Here is an 18,987-nt window from a genome sequence, read left to right as displayed (position 1 = left end):
GCCCATGACGGATTACCCTTCATCTCATGACACAAGCCTTCAGGACGTGGATCTTGGCGCCCTGCGTGATCGCATCGATTCGCTGGATCAACAGATTCTCGACCTGATCAGCGAGCGGGCGGCCTGTGCCCAGCAGGTTGCCCACGTCAAGCTGGCCGAGGACCCGCACGCACTGTTTTATCGACCCGAGCGCGAAGCGCAGGTGCTCAAGCGCATCATGGCCCTCAACCAGGGGCCACTGCCCGGCGAGGAGATGGCACGCCTTTTCCGCGAGATCATGTCGGCGTGTCTGGCGCTGGAAAAGCCGGTGCGCGCGGCCTATCTCGGTCCGGAGGGCACCTTTACCCAGCAGGCGGCGCTCAAGCACTTTGGCGACAGCGCCGTCTGCAAGCCGCTGCCGGCCATCGATGAGGTCTTCCGCGAGGTCGAGGCGGGGGCAGCCAACTATGGGGTAGTGCCGGTCGAGAATTCAACCGAAGGGGTGGTCAATCACACGCTGGACTCCTTCATGGATACGTCTCTGCGAATCTGTGGCGAGGTGGTACTGCGTATCCATCACCACCTGCTGGTAGGCAGCAACACACGCCGGGACAAGGTATCGCGCATCTATTCCCATTCGCAGTCGCTGGCTCAGTGTCGCAAGTGGCTGGATGCCCACTATCCGCACGCCGAGCGGGTGGCCGTCTCTTCCAACGCCGAAGCGGCGAAGCGCGTCAAGAGCGAGTGGCACACTGCCGCCATTGCCGGAGATATGGCCGCACGACTCTACGATCTCGAGCGCCTCGAGGAAAAGATCGAGGACATGCCGGACAACTCGACGCGCTTTTTGATCATCGGCAATCACGATGTGCCGTCCAGCGGTGAGGACAAGACCTCGCTGGTCGCCTCCATGCGTAATCAGCCGGGGGCCCTGCACGATCTGCTCGAGCCCTTTCATCGTCATCACGTCGACATGACGCGTCTCGAGAGCCGGCCGTCACGCCATGGCCTCTGGAACTACGTTTTCTTTATCGATTTCAAGGGGCATCAGGACGAGCCGCGGGTACAGGCCGCCCTTAAGGAGGTGCGTCAGCGGGCTGCCGATGTGCGGGTGCTGGGGTCCTATCCGGTGGGTGTGCTTTGAGCGAGCAGGGCATTTCGAAGCGGCAGGCCGTCCTGCCGGAAGAGTCCGGCATTCTGGTCATCGGTCTGGGTCTGATCGGTGGCTCACTGCTGGCGGCCCTGCGGGAAGCCGGCTACAAAGGGCGCTGCTATGGTGTCGACCTCAACCCCAATGAGGTTGCGCTGGGGCGGCGCATGGGGCTGATCGATGACGGTGGTGCAGATCCGGCGGCCTTTCTGTCACGGGTGTCGCTGATCGTTCTGGCGATACCGGTCATGGCCATTGCGCCGGTCATGGCACAGTTGAGTCGGCTGCGTCGTCATGGACAAATCGTGACCGATGTGGGCAGTACCAAATCGGCCATTCGCGATCAGATTCGAGCAGGGATCGGGCAGGTGCCGAGCTGGCTGGTACTGGGACATCCTATCGCCGGGGCTGAAAAAAGCGGGGTCGAGGCTGCCAACCCGATGCTTTACCAGCACCATCGTGTGATTCTCACTCCCGAAGCCGATACCGACCCCGGCGCGCTGCGCCGGATCGAGCACCTGTGGCGTGTCTGTGGCGCCCACGTCGAGCAGTTGACGGTCGAGCGTCACGATGAGGTGCTGGCACGCACCAGTCACCTGCCGCACCTGCTGGCCTTTTCGCTGGTCGATACGCTGGCGCGTCAGGATGACCGGCTCGATATCTTTCGCTACGCTGCCGGCGGCTTTCGTGATTTTACCCGCATCGCAGGCAGCGACCCGGTCATGTGGCGAGACATCTATCTGGCCAACAGGGAAGCCGTTCTCGAGGCGCTGGCCGAATTTGAAACCGGCGTCAGTGAGCTTCGTACTGCCGTGGCCGGTAGCGACGGGGACGCCATGCTCGGCATCTTCTCCCGCGCCAGCCATGCGCGACACTATTTTGACAGATTACTCAGCCAGAAGAGCTATCAGGCCATGGAAACCAGAAACGTTGTGTATCGTGCCGGCGCCGGCGGTCAGGTCAGGGGCAACATTCGAGTGCCCGGCGACAAGTCGATGTCGCATCGCTCCATCATGCTGGGCGCCCTGGCCGAGGGTGTTACCACCGTGGAAGGGTTTCTCGAGGGTGAAGACAGTCTGGCCACGCTGCAGGCCTTTCGTGAAATGGGTGTGGCGATCGAGGGGCCGCAGGCCGGGCGTGTGGTCATCCACGGCGTTGGCCTGCACGGACTGAAACAGCCGAAGGGAGCGCTGTATCTGGGCAATTCGGGCACCAGCATGCGGTTGTTTGCCGGACTCATGGCCGGCCAGACCTTTGATGTCACACTGACCGGCGATGAATCGCTCAACCGTCGGCCGATGGGGCGCGTAGCAGATCCGCTGCGCCTGATGGGCGCCGTGATCGACACCGGTGAAGGCGGGCGCCCGCCACTGACCATTCGCGGCGAGCAGCGACTTGCCGGTATCGATTACGACCTTCCCATGGCCAGCGCACAGGTCAAGTCGTGTCTGCTGCTGGCGGGCATGTATGCCACCGGCGATACCCGTGTGCGCGAGCCGGCGCCGACCCGGGACCATACCGAGCGTATGCTGACGGCGTTTGGGTACCCGGTGGCCCGTCACAATGACGTGGCGCATATTGCCGGCGGCGGCAGTCTGCGCGGTGGATTTATCGACGTGCCGGCAGACATCTCTTCGGCAGCCTTTTTCCTGGTGGCAGCCTCCATTACGCCCGGTGCGGATCTCACGCTGGAGCACGTCGGCATCAACCCGACCCGTGTCGGGGTCATCAATATCCTGCGCGAGATGGGCGCCAGTATCGAGCTGCTCAACGAACGTGAAGTCAGCGGCGAGCCGGTGGCCGACCTGCGCGTGCGTCATGCCGAGCTGCACGGTATTGATATTCCGGTGGATCAGGTGCCGCTGGCCATCGATGAATTCCCGGTGCTCTTTATCGCGGCCGCCAATGCACGTGGCACCACACGTCTTCGGGATGCCATGGAGCTTCGCGTCAAGGAGTCCGATCGCATCAAGGCGATGGCGGATGGTCTGGACGTGCTCGGCGTGGTCAATACCGTTGTGGAAGATGGTATCGATATCGTGGGAGGCCGCTATCAGGGTGGTGAGGTGGAAAGCCTTGGGGATCACCGCATTGCCATGGCCTTCGCCGTGGCCGCCCTGCGCGCGGAAGGGGACATCACCATTCGTGATTGCGCCAACGTCGCTACCTCCTTTCCCAATTTCCCTGCATTGGCTCACGAGGTCGGTATGCAGGTCGAGGCCGTTGCGGAGGGCGCATGAGTCAGCAGACAGGTAGTGCGGTCGTTGCCATCGATGGCCCGGGCGGCGCCGGCAAGGGCACCATCAGCCGGCTCATTGCTGAAAGGCTTGACTGGCATCTGCTCGACTCCGGCGCCCTGTATCGTCTGACGGCGCTGGCGGCCGAGCGTCGTGGCATTGACATGACAGACGCCGCCGCACTTGAAACCATTGCCCGCGAGCTGGATGTCGTGTTTGTCAGCGAAGGCGAGCACACTTGCATCATGCTGGAAGGCGAGGATGTCAGTAGTGACATCCGCAACGAGCATGTCGGCGGGCTGGCCTCGCAGGTCGCGGCCCTTCAGGTCGTGCGCGAAGCGCTGCTGGCGCGTCAGCGTGATTTTGCAACCTCTCCCGGACTGGTAGCCGACGGCCGCGACATGGGGACGGTGGTCTTTCCCGAAGCGCCGCTCAAGATCTTTCTGACGGCCAGCGCCGAGGAGCGCGCGCGTCGACGTTTTGATCAGTTGCGCCAGGCTGGACAACATGCTAGCCTTTCGAGCCTTTTAAAGGAGATAGAGGCTCGGGACGCGCGTGATACGCAGCGTGCGGTGGCGCCATTGAGGCCCGCCGAGGATGCGATCACGATCGACACGACCGAGCTTTCGATCCCGGATGTCGTGGCACGCATTGAAGCGCTTCTCTCCCTGCGTGGTTTGATAGTCCCGCAATGAGCGCCTGAATTTCCGGAGGCCCCGGCCAGACGTCATGGGGTGGCAGCGGTCAACATCTGTAAACCCTGCCACGTCTAACCAGCGTTAACGTCCCCGGGGAGTTTGTCATTGGCCCGCGCTTGCTGGTGGCGTGGAGAATGCGGCCGTCTTGGTCGCTTTTCGTTGATCACTATAGGAATACCATGAGCGAAAGCTTTGCAGAACTGTTTGAACAGTCGCTTCAGGACATCAACATGGAACCCGGTGCCATTGTCATGGCGACCGTGGTGGACATTGAAGGTGACTGGATCACTGTTAACGCCGGGCTGAAGTCCGAAGGGCAGATCCCTGCGGCACAGTTTCGTAGCGATAACGGTGAACTGACCATCGGTGTCGGCGATGAAGTCAAGGTTGCGCTGGAAGCCGTTGAAGATGGCTTTGGCGAGACGCGTCTGTCTCGTGAAAAGGCCAAGCGTGCCGAAGCCTGGAAGGAACTGGAAGCAGCCTTCGAGGAAAACGAAGTCGTCAAGGGCGTGATCAACGGAAAGGTCAAGGGCGGTTTCACCGTCGATGTCAATTCCATCCGTGCCTTCCTCCCGGGCTCGCTGGTCGATGTCCGTCCGGTTCGCGACACCGCGCACCTGGAGAACAAGGAACTCGACTTCAAGGTCATCAAGCTCGATCCGAAGCGCAACAACGTTGTCGTTTCCCGTCGTGCCGTGCTTGAAGCCGAAAACAGCGCCGAGCGTGAAGCACTGCTCGCCACGCTGCAGGAAGGTCAGCAGATCAATGGTATCGTCAAGAACCTGACCGACTACGGCGCCTTCGTCGACCTCGGCGGTGTTGACGGTCTGCTCCATATCACCGACATGGCCTGGAAGCGCATCAAGCATCCGAGCGAAATCGTGGCCGTCGGTGACGAAATCAATGTCAAGGTGCTGAAGTTCGACCGCGAGCGCAACCGCGTATCGCTGGGTCTGAAGCAGCTGGGCGAAGATCCGTGGGTCAACATCAAGAACCGTTATCCGGAAGGCACCAAGGTCAACGCACGCGTGACCAATCTGACCGACTACGGCTGCTTTGCCGAGCTGGAAGAGGGTGTTGAAGGTCTGGTTCACGTCTCCGAAATGGACTGGACCAACAAGAACATCCATCCCTCCAAGGTGGTTCAGGTCGGTGACGATGTTCAGGTCATGGTGCTCGACATTGACGAAGAGCGTCGTCGTATCTCGCTGGGCATCAAGCAGTGCACCTCCAATCCGTGGGAAGACTTCAGCTCGCGCTTTGCCAAGGGTGATCGTGTCTCGGGTACCATCAAGTCGATCACCGACTTTGGTATCTTCATCGGTCTGGAAGGCAGCATTGACGGTCTGGTACACCTCTCCGATATCTCCTGGAACGAGACCGGTGAAGAAGCTGTTCGCCGCTATCGCAAGGGTGAAGAGGCAGAAGCCGTCATCCTGTCGATCGATCCGGAGCGTGAACGCATCTCGCTGGGTATCAAGCAGCTGGAAAGCGATCCGATGTCCGAGTACCTGGCGGTCAATGACAAGGGTGCACTGGTTTCCGGCCGTGTCACTGAAGTCGATGCCCGTGAAGCCTACGTGGAGCTGGCAACCGACGTCATCGCAGTGCTCAAGGCCTCCGAGATCAGCGCTGACCGCGTTGAAGACGCCCGTACCGTCATCAACGAAGGCGACAGCGTTGAAGCACGCATCGTCGGCGTTGATCGCAAGAACCGCGTCATCAACCTGTCGATCCGCGCCAAGGATCAGGACGAGACGCGTCAGAACATGCGCAACATGCGTGAGCAGGAGACCGAAACTGCCGGTCCGACCACTATCGGTGACCTGATCAAGCAGCAGATGAATCAGGACTGATAGCACGCTCCCGGCCATCGCTGGATGGCCGTTGATGTGTGTTCAGTTATATCAATGATGCTGTCGCCAGCAAGTAATGATTCGCTGGTGACATCATCAAAATTACGGATTTAATCGCCCCTGATGACTCAGGGAGACGGAGGTAGCATGCAGGTCGTCAGCTCACTCAAGTCAGCCAAGACTCGCCACAAGGATTGCCAGGTCGTCAAGCGCCGTGGTCGCGTTTACGTTATCTGCAAATCCAACCCGCGCTTCAAGGCCGTTCAGGGCCGCCCGAAGCCCAAGCGTTAATGTTTCAGGCATGATCGAATACCTGCGGGTATCGATACAGAGGGACGCCAATCACGGATTGGCGTCCTTTTTTTATGCCATGTGCCCAGAACCGCGATCAACGAAGGGGCCCATCCGCTGGATGAGCCTATTGTTTATCATAACCCTGTCTATCATGAGCTTTTGAAAATCGTTATCAGCGCTGGTCGCTGCGGTTCTCGATGGTCTTGCGATAATTGTCGATGAAAGGTTTTTCCGCCTTGTCGATGCGGTCCATGTCGGCCACTACACGGTGCCAGTACGGGTACTGCGGTGCCGGGCGAGTCGCTTCCTCGATACGATCGATATCTTCCTGATCAAGCGTCATCTCGGCGGCAGCCAGATCATCCCTGAGATGCGCCTCATTGCGGGCACCAATGATCAGTGAAGTCACGCCGGGGCGGTCCTTGAGCCAGGCCAGGCAGGTACGGGGAATCGAGGCGTCGTGCTTTTCGCCAATCTCGGCCAGAAGTTCGATGATGTCATAGGCGCGCGCCATGTCATGGATATAGGGCTCCGGCCAGCCATTGCCCTGACGAGTGCCTTCCGGTGCCTTTTGGCCGCGACGCACCTTGCCGTTGAAGATACCTTCTCCCAGTGGCCCCCAGATCAGCGTGCCCACGTTCTGATCGATGGCCAGCGGCATCAGCTCATACTCGGCTTCGCGTGCCTCGGGCGTGTAATAGATCTGCTGGCTGATCGGCTGGGCCAGATTGTGCAGCTCGGCCTTGCCGATGGTTTTCATCATCTGCCAGCCGGTGAAATTGGACGTGCCGTAGTATCGAATCTTGCCGCTTTGTACCAGGTGATCGAGGGCGTACAGCATCTCCTCGACAGGTGTAACGCCGTCCCAGTTATGCATCTGATACAGGTCGATATGATCGGTTCCCAGGCGTTTGAGGCTCGCCTCGCAGGCATTGATCAGATGATAGCGCGAGAATCCACTGTGGTTGGGATTGTTGTTTATCGGGCTGCGTGCCTTGGAGGCGAGAATGATGTCGTTGCGCTTGTCTCCCAGTGCGCGGCCGACCAGCTCCTCGGCTTCGCCCATGGAGTAGAGATCGGCAGTATCGATCAGGTTGACGCCGGCATCAAAGGCTATATCGAACTGGCGTCGTGCACCTTCGACGTCGACACTGGCAGCCTTTTCGAACCCGCCGCCGCCCCCGAAGGGGACGGTGCCCAGTACCATTTCAGAGACCAGCAGGCCGGAGTTGCCGAGCGGGCGATATTTCATGTTGGAAGCCTCCCTGTTGTCCGAACAAGACCATCGGATAATTGACCTGGTCACAAGTCTGGCAGAACAGATGGGAGCCACAAGTGGAAATCAGTGATTTAACAGACTGGGCAAAACAGGGGTGGCGGGCAGGTATCGAACGATCATGATGGAGGCAGGAATAAAGGATAAACGTCGGTGGTCTGGCCACCGACGTTTGCAAATCAAGGCTCATGATGGCATTCAGTGATCGCTGCGTCGCTCGCGCAGCTCTTCCAGCACGAGCGCAAAAAAGCTTCGGATCTCCTGAAATTTGGGGCGTGCCTCATGAATCAGCGTATCCATCGATTCAAGCTCGCGCTTTTGTGACTCGCGCGAGGCAAGCTCGGTCTTGATGGCCTCGATCAGCTCGGCTGAATCATTGAGCATGGCCTCGAGTTCCGCAGTGGAGGTGGTTTCGATGCGATATTCGATACTCATGGCACTATCCCGTTACCGCGGTAATGGCAATGAGCGCTGCAGGCAGCGCAATGAAAGCCCCCACCACCCAGGCGGCGGCCATTGTCTTTCGTTCGGCGGCCAGACTTGCCAGTCGCTCTGCGCCCTTTATGGGCAGCGTGCGTAAAAAGGGCAGACCGCCAATGATGAGCATGGCAAAAAGATTGAAGAAAAGATGTACCAGCGCGATTTCCAGCGCCAGAGTGGCATTTGAGCCGCTGATGGCGGTAGCGGCCAGCAGCGCCGTAAAGGTGGTACCTATGTTGCTGCCAATCGTGAAGGGGTAGATCTGTTTGAGGCTGAAGGTTCCCGAGCCTGCAAGCGGCACCATCAGGCTGGTGGTAGTGGAAGAGGACTGCACCAGCGTGGTAATGAGTGCACCGGAAGTCACACCGGTCACAGGGCCACGACCAATGGCACTGTTCATGATGCGCTTGGCTCGACCCACCATCAGATTTTTCAAAAGCTTGCCGATGTAGCGAATGCTCATTAAAATGGCCGTCACACCCACCGCGATCATGACGAGGCCGCCCAGAATGTCCGGCAGCCCCGAGACGACCCGCTCGATCGAACCGGTGATCGGATCAGTAGCAAACCCTATCAGGTTGGCGTTGTCGATGGACAGGTTGGCATCGCCATAGAAAATTATCGCCACCTGCTCGGCCAGATGTTCAAGCGGACTGAACAGGATCTCAAACGGCAACAGGATAGAAACGGCCAGGAAATTGAAAAAGTCGTGGACGGTGGCCGCGGCAAAAGCACGACGAAATTCATCCTTGTCGCGTACGTGGCCGAGGCTGACCAGGGTGTTGGTCATGGTGGTACCGATATTGGCGCCCATGACCATGGGAACCGCAATCGCTACCGGCAGGCCGCCGGCGACCATGGCGACGATAATGGAAGTTACCGTCGACGAGGACTGGATCAGCGAGGTGGCGACAATGCCCACCATCAGCCCGACAAAGGGGTTGGTAGCAAAATTGAAAATCTGCTCGGCGTGATCTCCGGTGGCCGTACCAAAGCCATCACCGATGACCGATACTGCGCAGACAAGGCAATAAATCAATAAAAAGAGCGTCAGCCACTGCCTGACCCGCCCGCTCCGCGATTGGCTTTCTTCTCGGTAGTCGGCGGACTGATCCACCGTTTTGCCCGTTGCTTCGGCCATTGTCCTGTCCTCGTTAGGCAGTCAGGCATGCTCACTGTGCGCCCTTGTCCTGTTCAGGATGAGGGCGCACTGATGACAAAGATGTGACGAGGCGCGTTCTGGGACGAAACTGTTGCCTGAAGCGAGAGAGGGCACCAGGCGAATGTAATGGGGGTGACGCCATTGAAGGATCGCCAGCATTGGCAGGCATGGTGCTGGCGATCGTCAGGCAGGAAAGAAGACCTTTAAAGGTCCTCTTCGGTCACATCGTCGGCGGCGAGTCGAAGTCCACCTGCCGGTAGCGGATGGCTATCCAGCCGGAGGCCGTCCTGGGTCAGATTGAGACGACCCTGCAGGAACCAGCGTACTGTCATCGGATAAATCACGTGCTCACGCGTCAGCACACGCTCTGCCAGCGTCGCTTCGTCATCATCCGGGTTCACATGGACCGCTGCCTGGACCACGACAGGACCGCCGTCCAGCTCATCGGAGACAAAGTGAACGCTGGCACCGTGTTCCGATACGCCGTCGGCCAGCGCGCGCGCATGGGTGTTCAGGCCGCGATAGGCCGGCAGCAGGGAAGGGTGAATATTGAGCATGCGGCCGTGATAGCGACGGACAAATCCGGGCGTCAGAATGCGCATGAATCCGGCCAGCACGATCAGATCCGGTGCATGACGGTCGATGACCTTGACCAGTGCGGCATCGAAGGCCTCGCGGGAGTCGTACTCGTGATGTGGCAGCACCACTGCCGGAATGCCCGCTTCACGCGCGCGGACCAGACCATAGGCATCGCCGCGGTTGGAGATAACGGCTGCAATTTCGCCACCCAGTTCATCATGGGCCTCGGCATCGATCAGCGCCTGCAGGTTGCTGCCGCTGCCGGAGATCAGGACCACCAGCCGCTGACGATCGGGCTGTTCGAACTGCTGGTCCTGCTCAGTGGTGTCGGTATCGGACATGAGATTTCCTGTCTGGTTACTGACGTGCGTTTTCAAGCACAACGCCCGGCTGCGTCTCGTCAGAGCGTGTGACATGCCCCAACCGATAAACGGTTTCACCCGTGCTTTCCAGAAAGGTCTCGGCCTGTTCGGCCTGCGCCGCAGGGACGACCACAACCATGCCGATGCCACAGTTGAGCACTCGGTGCATCTCGGTCTCGTCGATGTTGCCTTCGTGCTGCAGCCAGTCAAAGACTGCCGGGCGTGGCCAGGCCTGAGCATCGATGTGAACGCTGGTATTGTCCGGAAGTACGCGGGGAATGTTTTCGAGCAGCCCGCCACCGGTAATATGAGAAAGCGCATGCACGGTGATGTCGCTGTCGTGCAACATGGCCAGAAGCGACTTGACGTAGATGCGCGTCGGTGCCATCAATGCATCGCGCAGTGCCTGACCGTCATCCAGCCGGGTATCGGGTGCTGCACCGCTGCGTTCGAGCACACGTCGGATCAGAGAATAGCCATTGGAGTGGGGGCCGCTGGAGGCCAGGCCCAGCACTACGTCGCCTTCACCAACCTTCGTGCCATCCAGAATTTTTGACTTTTCCACGATGCCGACACAAAAGCCGGCCAGGTCGTAATCATCACCTTCATACATGCCCGGCATTTCTGCCGTTTCGCCGCCGACCAGAGCACACCCTGCCTGACGACATCCCTCACCGATGCCAGTGACCACATCGGCGGCCATCTCGACATTCAGCTTGCCGGTGGCGTAGTAATCGAGAAAGAACAGGGGTTCAGCACCGGCAACGACCAGATCGTTGACACACATGGCCACCAGATCGATACCAATGGTGTCATGGCGGCCCAGCTCCATTGCCAGCTTCAGTTTGGTACCGACGCCATCGGTGCCCGATACCAGTACCGGTTCGCGATAGCCGCTGGGCAGTTCGCAGAGCGCACCGAAACCGCCGAGCCCGCCCATCACTTCCGGGCGCATGGTGCTTTTGGCGACATGCTTGATACGCTCGACCAGCGCATTACCAGCGTCGATATCAACACCGGCATCCTTGTAGGAAAGGGGGTCACGAGACGAAGGCTCGGTCATGTTGGGGTCCTGTCACTGAAAATGAGACGGGGTTCCGGCCGGGGCCAGAGCGAGAATCAAGAAGGCCGGCATTGTACCATCGGCCATGGTCGATCGCATCGCAACGCCTGCGCATAATACAGGCGTGTTGACAGGCTGCCCCGAGTCGGCGGGTTCATGATAATGTGGCACCTGTTCCCCTTGTTTTGAGCATGGACGCCGTAATGAGTCCGGATACCCTACAGCTTCCGCTAGGTGTTGGTGCGCGTGATGACGTCACGTTTGCCAGCTTCTGGCCCGGTGCCAATGCCGGTCTTGTCTCCCACCTGCACCATCAGCTCGATGACGGCGGCGAGCAGTTCATCTACCTCTGGGGCGCTTCGGGAAGCGGTCGTACCCATCTGCTGCAGGCCGCCTGCCTGGAAGCGAGCAATCGAGGCGCCAGAGCGCTGTATCTGCCGCTGGACGATCTGGGCCACTTTCCGCCACACATGCTCGAAGACCTTGAAGCGCTGGATCTGATCGCCATCGATGATCTCGAGCGCGTCATCGGCCGCAAGCGCTGGGAGGAGGCCCTCTTTCACTGCTTCAATCGCCTCAGGGATGCCAACTGCCGGCTGATCATTGCCGCAGAAGCTTCTCCCCGGGCACTACCGGTGGTGCTGCCGGATCTGGCCTCACGACTCGGGTGGGGAATGACCTTTCATCTGCAGCCGCTGAACGATCAGGATCGACTGGAAGTCTTGCGACTGCGGGCCCATCAGCGTGGCATGCAGCTGCCTGACGAAGTTGCCCGTTATCTGCTGCATCGCGGCCCGCGCCGACTGGGCGACATGCTGGCACTACTGACGCGGCTTGATAGTGCCTCGCTGTCGGCGCAGCGCCGGTTGACCATTCCATTCGTCAAGCAGGCGCTTGACTGGTAAGTGATGACGTTCGAAATAACAGGAAACCTGGCAGTTCTGACAAGAGCACCTATACTCTTGTGTAACACTTCTGGTTTCCTGTTCACCGCCCACTTCCCCGGGCGGTTTTTTATTGCCTGAAAGATGGTCTGTTAGTCACAAACACGTGGCGGATTCCCTAAATCCGGGCACAAAAAAACCGGCCTCAATGGGCCGGTTTTTCATGGCAACGAGTGTTGGATACTGATCAACGACGCGTGATCAGTGCACCCAGTACAAAGCCGACGGTTGCAGCTACGGCCAGTGCCCCTACCGGCTGCCTGACCGTGAATTCGCGAGCACTGTCGACGACTTCACCATACTGCGACTGTACCTGACCAGCAGCACTACGCAGCTTGCCTTCGACACGATGTTCATTGTCATCGGTAAAATCACCATAGGCTTCCTGCGCCTTGCCTACTGCGTTTTTGGTGTCGCCTTCAATCTGATTCTTGAACATGGTGTCCTGACTCCGATGGGTGGATAAACCGACTACTTTCTTAAATCTATCTCATGTTTGACGTTACGCTAGGATTATCTGTGTTCTGGCACAACAAAATTGTCACATGAAGAAAGCATGACAGCGCCATCGGTACAGTGGCATTGCCAGATGGCGAACAGCGCTCAGGGGGCCAGCAAATAGCCGCTGCGGCGGCTTTCATGACTGGTGCCGGAACCCTGAAAGTAGATTCCTCGCTCTCGCCACCGATTCAGAGACGCTGATATCATGGATACATGAACAGTATTTCCGCCTGCACCATGGTCGACGATCTTCCGCGTTTGGGCGTTGCGGATTCGCTCAACGACCCGCGCTATTACCTGGTCAACTTCGAGAATGTCGTGACCTGGGTCGGCGAGCGTTATGACGATCTGCTCGATGACGATGAGCGCGACTTCATCACTCGCTTTCAGTCGCTGCCCGTGCCTTCGAAGGCGCTGCTGGTGCGCATGGTGATGCGAAAGGGTGAGCATTTTCGAGTTGATCGCCTTGCCTATGACGAAATCGGTGAGCCCCGGGCAGCGCTGTCCCCATTGATCGAGCTTGGGCTGGTGGATGACGCCCCCCGTCTGACACTGGATCAGCTTTTCGATCTTTTCACCCGCGACGAGCTGGTGAGCATGCTGGGGAATCATCTGGTACGGCCCCGCGATCGCAAGGCGTTGCTGAAGGAAGCCCTGCGGCCGGTCTTTGAAACGCCATTAACGTTTGATGAGTGGCAGACAGCGGCCGGCCGGCTCATGGTGTCCGAGGTGGTGCGCCTGACCATCATGGCTGTATGTGAACGCCTTCGGCTGATGTTTTTCGGCAATCTACGCCAGCAGTTTTCTGAATTTGTGCTGGCGGATCAGGGCATCTATCACTTTGAGGTGGTCCCCTTTACGAAGGATTCCCGGGCATTTCAGTCCCGGGTAGATATCGAGCGCTACTGGCAGATTCATGAGTGTCGCGAGCGTTTTGAGGCGGGCCATGATCTGGATGAGGTGCTGGCAGCGCTGCCGCCACGGATTGATAACAGCCTCTGGCTGGAAGCGCGCCGGGGGCGTGTGCTCCATGCCATCGCCCGTGACTGTGAGCGTCAGGGCGAACTGTCGCGCGCCGCCGAACTTTACGCCGGCAGTCGCCACGCCGAGGCCCGTATTCGCCATATCCGGGTGCTGGAGCGGCTGGGCGAGCATGGCCGAGCGCTGGCCCTGTGTCTTGAGGCCCGTGAGACGCCGACCAGTGAGGCCGAGCGCCAACAGGCAGGGCGTATTCAGCCGCGGCTGCATCGTGCCCTGGGAATGGCAAAACCTTCAGATGCGTTGGAAGCGCCCGTCAACCGGTATGACCTGGTTCTGCCGCGCAGTCCCTCGGTAGAGCGCGCCGTTCGCGAGTTTCTGGAGACGCCGGAGGCACCGGTCTTTTACGTCGAGAATACGCTGATCAATGCACTTTTTGGTCTGCTGTGCTGGGAGGCCATCTTTGCACCGCTGCCCGGCGCCTTCTTTCATCCCTTCCAGAGTGGTCCGGCCGACCTGATGCGTCCGGAGTTTTACTCGCAGCGAGCGTCGTATTTCGAACGCTGTCTGGCGCGACTGGAGGAAGGCAGTTGGCGTGACGTTATCCTGCAGCACTATCGGGACAAACAGGGCATACAGTCACCTTTCGTGCACTGGGGCGCACTCAGTGAAGCGCTGCTGACGCTGGCGCTGGAGTGTCTGCCGCCGGCGCATCTGCGCGGCTGGTTCGAGCGACTTCTGACCGACATCCGTGCCAATCGTGCCGGTATGCCGGATCTCATCCGTTTCTATCCGAACGCGCCCGAAGGCTCGACACGCTATGAAATGATCGAGGTGAAAGGGCCGGGAGACCGGTTGCAGGATAACCAGCGACGCTGGATCGCCTTTTGCGCTCGTCATGACATGCCGGTCACGGTGTGTCATGTGCGCTGGCATGACCCTGAGTCCGGGCCGTGACGACAGAGGCCATGATCGCGCCAACTGGTGATACCGAGACACCGCGCTATCGCGTGGCGGTGCGCGCACTATGCGAGTTCACTGCGCGATCAGGTGATCTGGATCTGCGTTTCACGCCTGCGCCCACGGCGCAGCAGGGCATCGCCGGCCATCAGGTCGTCGCTGCGCGTCGAGGGGAGCACTACGAGCATGAAGTCGCGCTCGAGGGGCGCTACGGTGCGCTGATTGTACGCGGCCGGGCCGATGGTTATGACCCGACCCTCGGGCGGCTGGAAGAGATCAAGACCCACCGTGGTGATGTCGACGCCATGCCGGCCAATCAGCGCGCGCTGCACTGGGCGCAGGCGAAGGTCTACGCTGCACTGCTGTGCCGCGAGCGCGGGCTTGAGCGCGTGGAGGTGGCGCTGGTCTATTTTGACATCGAGCAACAGCGCGAAACCGTGCTGGCGGAAACAATGGATCGCCCCGCGCTGGACGTCTTTTTTACCGAGCAGTGCGAGCGCTTCATCGATTGGGCCGAGCAGGAAATGACGCATGTCGCGACCCGCTCGCAGCGGCTTGAACAGCTGTCCTTTCCGCATGCCGATTTTCGACCCGGTCAGCGCTCGCTGGCCGAAAGTGTCTACAAGGCCATCAGTACCCGGCGCGATCTGATGCTGCAGGCGCCGACCGGTATTGGCAAGACGCTTGGCACACTGTTTCCTGCGCTCAAGGCAATGCCGGCTCAGCAGCTTGATCGGGTGTTCTTTCTGACCGCTCGTACTACCGGGCGTCGGTTGGCGCTCGAGGCGCTGACCACCCTGGGGCTGGCGGATTCCGGCAAGGAAAACGACTCGGGCGTTCGCACGCTGGAGCTGATCGCGCGTGAGCGTGCCTGCGAGCATCCGGAGCTGGCCTGCCATGGCGACAGTTGCCCGCTGGCCAGCGGCTTCTATGATCGGCTGTTTGATGCCCGTCAGGCCGCGGTGCAGCAGGGCTTTCTGGATCACGACAGTCTGCGCCGTGTCGCGCGGGCCCATCGCGTCTGCCCCTATTATCTGGGGCAGGAGATGGCGCACTGGTGCGACGTCGTGATCGGCGATGTCAATTACTGGTTCGATACCAGCGCCATGCTGTATGCCCTGGCGCAGCAGCATCAGTGGCGAGTGAGTCTTTTGATCGATGAGGCGCACAATCTCGTCGAGCGCGGGCGGGGCATGTATGGCGCCGAGTTTGATCAGGGCCGTTTTGCAGCGGCCCGGCGTGATGCCCCCGCTGCGCTCAAGCGTCCGATGGATCGAGTCTGGCGCCAGTGGAAGGCACTGCTGCGTGAGCACGACGGCGACTACGTGTGTCTTGAAGCGCCGCCGCGCAAGCTTTTCAATGCGCTGTCGCAGTTTGTCACTGCACTCGGGGACTGGATGGTCGACTCGCCTGTCGCCCTTGAAAGTGCGCTGCTTGAGGCGTGGTTTGATGCCATGCAGATCGCGCGCATTGCCGAGCTTGCCGCCGAGATCGATGACAGCCACTACCTGTTTGATATCGAACGCCGCGGGCGCAATGCGACCCTGTCTCTGCGCAATGTGGTGCCGGCGCCGCTGCTGGCGCCGCGTTTCAGGGCGGCTCATGCCGCCATTGTGTTTTCCGCCACGCTCTCGCCCGGGCACTACTACCGTGATCAGCTCGGGCTTGGATCAGCAACGCCTTGGCTCGAGATGACCTCGCCCTTTACGGCCTGCCAGCTCGAGGTGCATCTGGATGATCATGTGTCGACGCGCTATCGCGATCGCGGTGCTTCCCTGTCTCCTGTTGCCAAGCTGATGGCGGATCAGTTTCGCCAGCGCCCCGGTAACTATCTGGCCTTTTTCAGCAGCTTTGATTATCTCGAGCAGGTCAGCAACGCGCTGGCCGGGCACGCGCCAGATGTCCCGCAGTGGTCGCAGGCGCGTCGCATGTCAGAGTCGGAACGGGACGCCTTTCTGGCGCGTTTCACGCAGGGGGGAAAGGGCATCGGCTTTGCGGTGCTGGGCGGGATCTTTGGAGAGGGCATCGATCTGCCCGGCGAGCGATTGATCGGTGCCTTTATCGCAACGCTTGGGCTGTCGCAGTTCAATCCGGTCAACGAGCAGATGAAGGCGCGTATGGAGACCCTGTTCGGCGATGGCTATCGCTACGCCTATCTATACCCGGGGGTCACTCGGGTGGTGCAGGCCGCCGGTCGTGTCATCCGCTCGCCGGAGGATCGCGGCGTTGTCCATCTCATTGATGATCGCTTCCGGCGTCGTGATATTCAGGCGCTGCTGCCGGGCTGGTGGGCGCTGCCACCGCGTGGTTGAGCAGTGGGCATGCACGAGCGGTGGCGTCATCGGATGGTAGTGCGTCATTGAAAAGGGGCACGCAAGGGCCCACTTGAGAACACACTGTTTTGTCGATCGGACATCTGGTCCGTGCGCCCGACGGAGAGGGTACGGGCTCTGTCGGGTCGACTGCGCTACGCTCAACAGCATGGCTTCATGAGGAGATGCATCGCGGGCCGCTCGGCCAGCGATGTGTCCGGCACACCGGGATACTGACATGACACGGTTAAATCATTACAGCAAGGCGGATCACGCCATCGACTGGCAGCTCGATAGCGTCGTACATGCGCTCCGGGACGCCCGCGAACAGTGGCGTGCCGATCATGGTCGCACCAACGAATCCGGCGGGCGCAGCCTGCCGTCGCGTGAAATCATCAACGAGGTGGTCGAGACCGTAATCGGGGCAGTGTTCCCCATGCGTCTGGGGCCTTCCAATCTGCGTCATCACAGCGAAGACTACTTTATCGGCTACACGCTGGATGCCGCGCTCAATGCGCTGCTCGATCAGGTGGTCCTCGAGCTGGATCACACCGCCATGCGTCGCGGCGAAGCGCCGCAGGATCACTCCGGGCAGGCCATTGCCATCGTGCGTGATTTCGGCGCCATGCTGCCGACCATTCGCCAGTGGCTGGATATCGACATCATGGCGGCCTATCGCGGTGACCCGGCCGCGCGCAGCGTGGATGAAGTGCTTCTGTGCTACCCGGGCATCACTGCCATTATCTATCACCGGCTGGCTCATCAGCTCTATTCCACCGGCGCGCCGCTTCTGGCCCGAATGGTCTCCGAGGCGGCCCATTCGGCCACGGGCATCGATATCCATCCCGGTGCCAGCATCGGTTCGGGCTTTTTCATCGATCATGGTACCGGCGTGGTCATCGGCGAGACCGCCATCATCGGCGATCGGGTGCGGATCTATCAGGCGGTCACGCTGGGAGCCAAGCGCTTCCCGGCCGATGACAGCGGTCAACTCGAGAAGGGGCATGCGCGCCACCCGATCGTTGAAAATGATGTGGTCATCTATGCCGGGGCGACCATTCTGGGACGCATCACCATCGGCCACGATTCGATCATCGGCGGCAACGTATGGCTGACCCGCAGCGTTGAGCCACACAGCAATGTCTCTCAGGCCAGCCTGCAGAAATCACCCTGCCAGGCCGGAATCGAAGTCTGACGGGGATATTCTTTCAGGCTCAGGGAGGCAGCATGAAACGTTTTGAAGACAGGGTAGTGATGATTACCGGCGCTGGTTCCGGTATCGGTGAGGCCGCAGCGCGTCGTTTTGCAGCTGAAGGTGCGAAGGTGGTTCTGATCGGACGCACGCAGGAGAAGCTGGCGCGAGTGGCAGAAAGCATCGATGGCGAGACACTGGTGCGGGTCGCGGATGTTTCCGATGGTGATGCCATGAACCGGCTGGTCGAAGAGGTGATTGATCACTATGGGCAGCTGGACGTGCTGGTCAACAATGCGGGTGTGGCTCAGTTTGGCAGGGTTCACGAGGCGGATGTCGATGACTGGAAGAAGGTCATGAGCATCAATGTTGATGGTGTCTTTTATGCCAGTCGCGCGGCGCTACCGGAACTCCTGAAAACGAAGGGTTCTATCGTCAATGTGTCTTCCGTGTCGGGGCTGGGAGGCAACTGGGGAATGAGCATGTACAACGCCTCCAAGGGGGCCGTCTCCAACCTGACGCGTGCCATGGCGCTCGATTATGGTGAGGCGGGCGTGCGAGTCAATGCGGTATGCCCCGGGCTGACCCGTAGTGAATTGACGACCGGTGTCATGGAGAATGAAACCTTGATGAAGGGCTTTGCCGATCGCACGCCGCAGGGGCGAGCAGCCGAGTCCGAAGAAGTGGGCGATGTCATTGTTTTTCTGGCAAGTCACGATGCGCGGTTCGTCAACGGTGTCAATCTCCCGGTGGATGGCGGCCTCATGGCATCCAACGGGCAACCCCGAATGGGCTGATCGCGCAGTGATCATGGGTGGCGACACTGATTGTCCTCGGCCAGTCGCAGGCGCTTCTTCATGACAGCTGATCTTTTGTATCATGAAGCCTGCCGGGGGCCTTGGCTTTGAAGCCTTGAGCCCCCATATCGGTAATTACCACGGCAGCAGGGCGCAGCGCTGTTGGC

Annotated in this window: 16 protein-coding genes; 10 read left to right on the top strand and 6 right to left on the bottom strand. The window is 59.9% G+C overall.

Annotated elements, in window-relative coordinates; translation table 11 throughout:
* The first annotated feature begins 4 nt into the window (after positions 1–4).
* From pheA to ykgO, 5 genes are all read left to right on the top strand, one after another.
* A complete protein-coding gene (pheA, locus tag BM079_RS13760) occupies positions 5–1,123 on the top strand; it encodes a prephenate dehydratase (RefSeq protein WP_090135209.1) in 1,119 nt (372 codons plus the stop codon).
* Positions 1,120–3,369, top strand: coding sequence for a bifunctional prephenate dehydrogenase/3-phosphoshikimate 1-carboxyvinyltransferase (locus BM079_RS13755; RefSeq protein ID WP_245743078.1), 2,250 nt, complete (start codon positions 1,120–1,122; stop codon positions 3,367–3,369). The genes pheA and BM079_RS13755 overlap by 4 nt, the downstream gene beginning before the upstream one ends.
* On the top strand, positions 3,366–4,061 hold the full coding sequence (gene cmk / locus BM079_RS13750) for a (d)CMP kinase (protein ID WP_090135207.1): 696 nt from the start codon (positions 3,366–3,368) through the stop codon (positions 4,059–4,061). Before BM079_RS13755 ends, cmk begins: the two co-directional genes overlap by 4 nt.
* A 182-nt stretch (positions 4,062–4,243) precedes the next feature.
* The gene (gene rpsA / locus BM079_RS13745; RefSeq protein ID WP_090135205.1) at positions 4,244–5,920 is read left to right on the top strand and encodes a 30S ribosomal protein S1; all 1,677 of its coding nucleotides are present in this window, start codon (positions 4,244–4,246) and stop codon (positions 5,918–5,920) included.
* Between the two features lie 147 nt (positions 5,921–6,067).
* On the top strand, positions 6,068–6,211 hold the full coding sequence (ykgO, locus tag BM079_RS13740) for a type B 50S ribosomal protein L36 (protein ID WP_086901426.1): 144 nt from the start codon (positions 6,068–6,070) through the stop codon (positions 6,209–6,211).
* Positions 6,212–6,386: 175 nt separating this feature from the next.
* On the opposite strand, the gene BM079_RS13735 is transcribed toward ykgO, so the two are convergent.
* The 5 genes from BM079_RS13735 to purM all read right to left on the bottom strand — a co-directional run bounded on the left by BM079_RS13735 (position 6,387) and on the right by purM (position 11,136).
* Positions 6,387–7,466 carry an aldo/keto reductase gene (locus BM079_RS13735; RefSeq protein ID WP_090135163.1) on the bottom strand — a complete coding sequence of 360 codons (1,080 nt, stop codon included), beginning with the start codon at positions 7,464–7,466 and terminating at the stop codon, positions 6,387–6,389.
* Positions 7,467–7,688: 222 nt separating this feature from the next.
* Complete coding sequence (locus BM079_RS13730; protein ID WP_090135161.1) at positions 7,689–7,925, bottom strand: hypothetical protein; 237 nt, start codon at positions 7,923–7,925, stop codon at positions 7,689–7,691.
* Positions 7,926–7,929: 4 nt separating this feature from the next.
* Positions 7,930–9,111 carry a sodium:phosphate symporter gene (locus BM079_RS13725; RefSeq protein WP_090135159.1) on the bottom strand — a complete coding sequence of 394 codons (1,182 nt, stop codon included), beginning with the start codon at positions 9,109–9,111 and terminating at the stop codon, positions 7,930–7,932.
* Positions 9,112–9,335: 224 nt separating this feature from the next.
* Complete coding sequence (gene purN, locus BM079_RS13720; RefSeq protein WP_090135157.1) at positions 9,336–10,052, bottom strand: phosphoribosylglycinamide formyltransferase; 717 nt, start codon at positions 10,050–10,052, stop codon at positions 9,336–9,338.
* Between the two features lie 16 nt (positions 10,053–10,068).
* Positions 10,069–11,136 carry a phosphoribosylformylglycinamidine cyclo-ligase gene (gene purM, locus BM079_RS13715; RefSeq protein ID WP_090135155.1) on the bottom strand — a complete coding sequence of 356 codons (1,068 nt, stop codon included), beginning with the start codon at positions 11,134–11,136 and terminating at the stop codon, positions 10,069–10,071.
* Between the two features lie 203 nt (positions 11,137–11,339).
* Between purM and hda the strand changes: the two genes are divergently transcribed.
* Positions 11,340–12,041 (top strand): DnaA regulatory inactivator Hda, encoded by a 702-nt coding sequence (gene hda / locus BM079_RS13710; RefSeq protein ID WP_090135152.1) that lies wholly within the window; start codon positions 11,340–11,342, stop codon positions 12,039–12,041.
* Positions 12,042–12,267: 226 nt separating this feature from the next.
* Here hda and BM079_RS13705 read toward each other — a convergent pair whose 3' ends face one another.
* The gene (locus BM079_RS13705; RefSeq protein ID WP_090135149.1) at positions 12,268–12,519 is read right to left on the bottom strand and encodes a CsbD family protein; all 252 of its coding nucleotides are present in this window, start codon (positions 12,517–12,519) and stop codon (positions 12,268–12,270) included.
* A gap of 275 nt (positions 12,520–12,794) precedes the next feature.
* Here BM079_RS13705 and BM079_RS13700 point away from each other — a divergent pair, with 275 nt between their 5' ends.
* The 4 genes from BM079_RS13700 (at position 12,795) to BM079_RS13685 (ending at position 18,820) form a co-directional block, all read left to right on the top strand.
* The gene (locus BM079_RS13700; protein ID WP_245743076.1) at positions 12,795–14,516 is read left to right on the top strand and encodes a VRR-NUC domain-containing protein; all 1,722 of its coding nucleotides are present in this window, start codon (positions 12,795–12,797) and stop codon (positions 14,514–14,516) included.
* Positions 14,517–14,527: 11 nt separating this feature from the next.
* A complete protein-coding gene (locus BM079_RS13695; RefSeq protein WP_090135511.1) occupies positions 14,528–16,831 on the top strand; it encodes an ATP-dependent DNA helicase in 2,304 nt (767 codons plus the stop codon).
* Between the two features lie 238 nt (positions 16,832–17,069).
* Positions 17,070–18,026, top strand: coding sequence for a serine O-acetyltransferase EpsC (gene epsC, locus BM079_RS13690; RefSeq protein WP_090135143.1), 957 nt, complete (start codon positions 17,070–17,072; stop codon positions 18,024–18,026).
* 32 nt (positions 18,027–18,058) lie between these two features.
* Complete coding sequence (locus BM079_RS13685; RefSeq protein ID WP_090135141.1) at positions 18,059–18,820, top strand: SDR family NAD(P)-dependent oxidoreductase; 762 nt, start codon at positions 18,059–18,061, stop codon at positions 18,818–18,820.
* Positions 18,821–18,987: the final 167 nt, after the last annotated feature.

The sequence above is a fragment of the Kushneria avicenniae genome (genome assembly GCF_900112585.1).
GTDB lineage: Bacteria > Pseudomonadota > Gammaproteobacteria > Pseudomonadales > Halomonadaceae > Kushneria > Kushneria avicenniae.
This window is presented reverse-complemented; position numbering and strand designations above follow the sequence as displayed.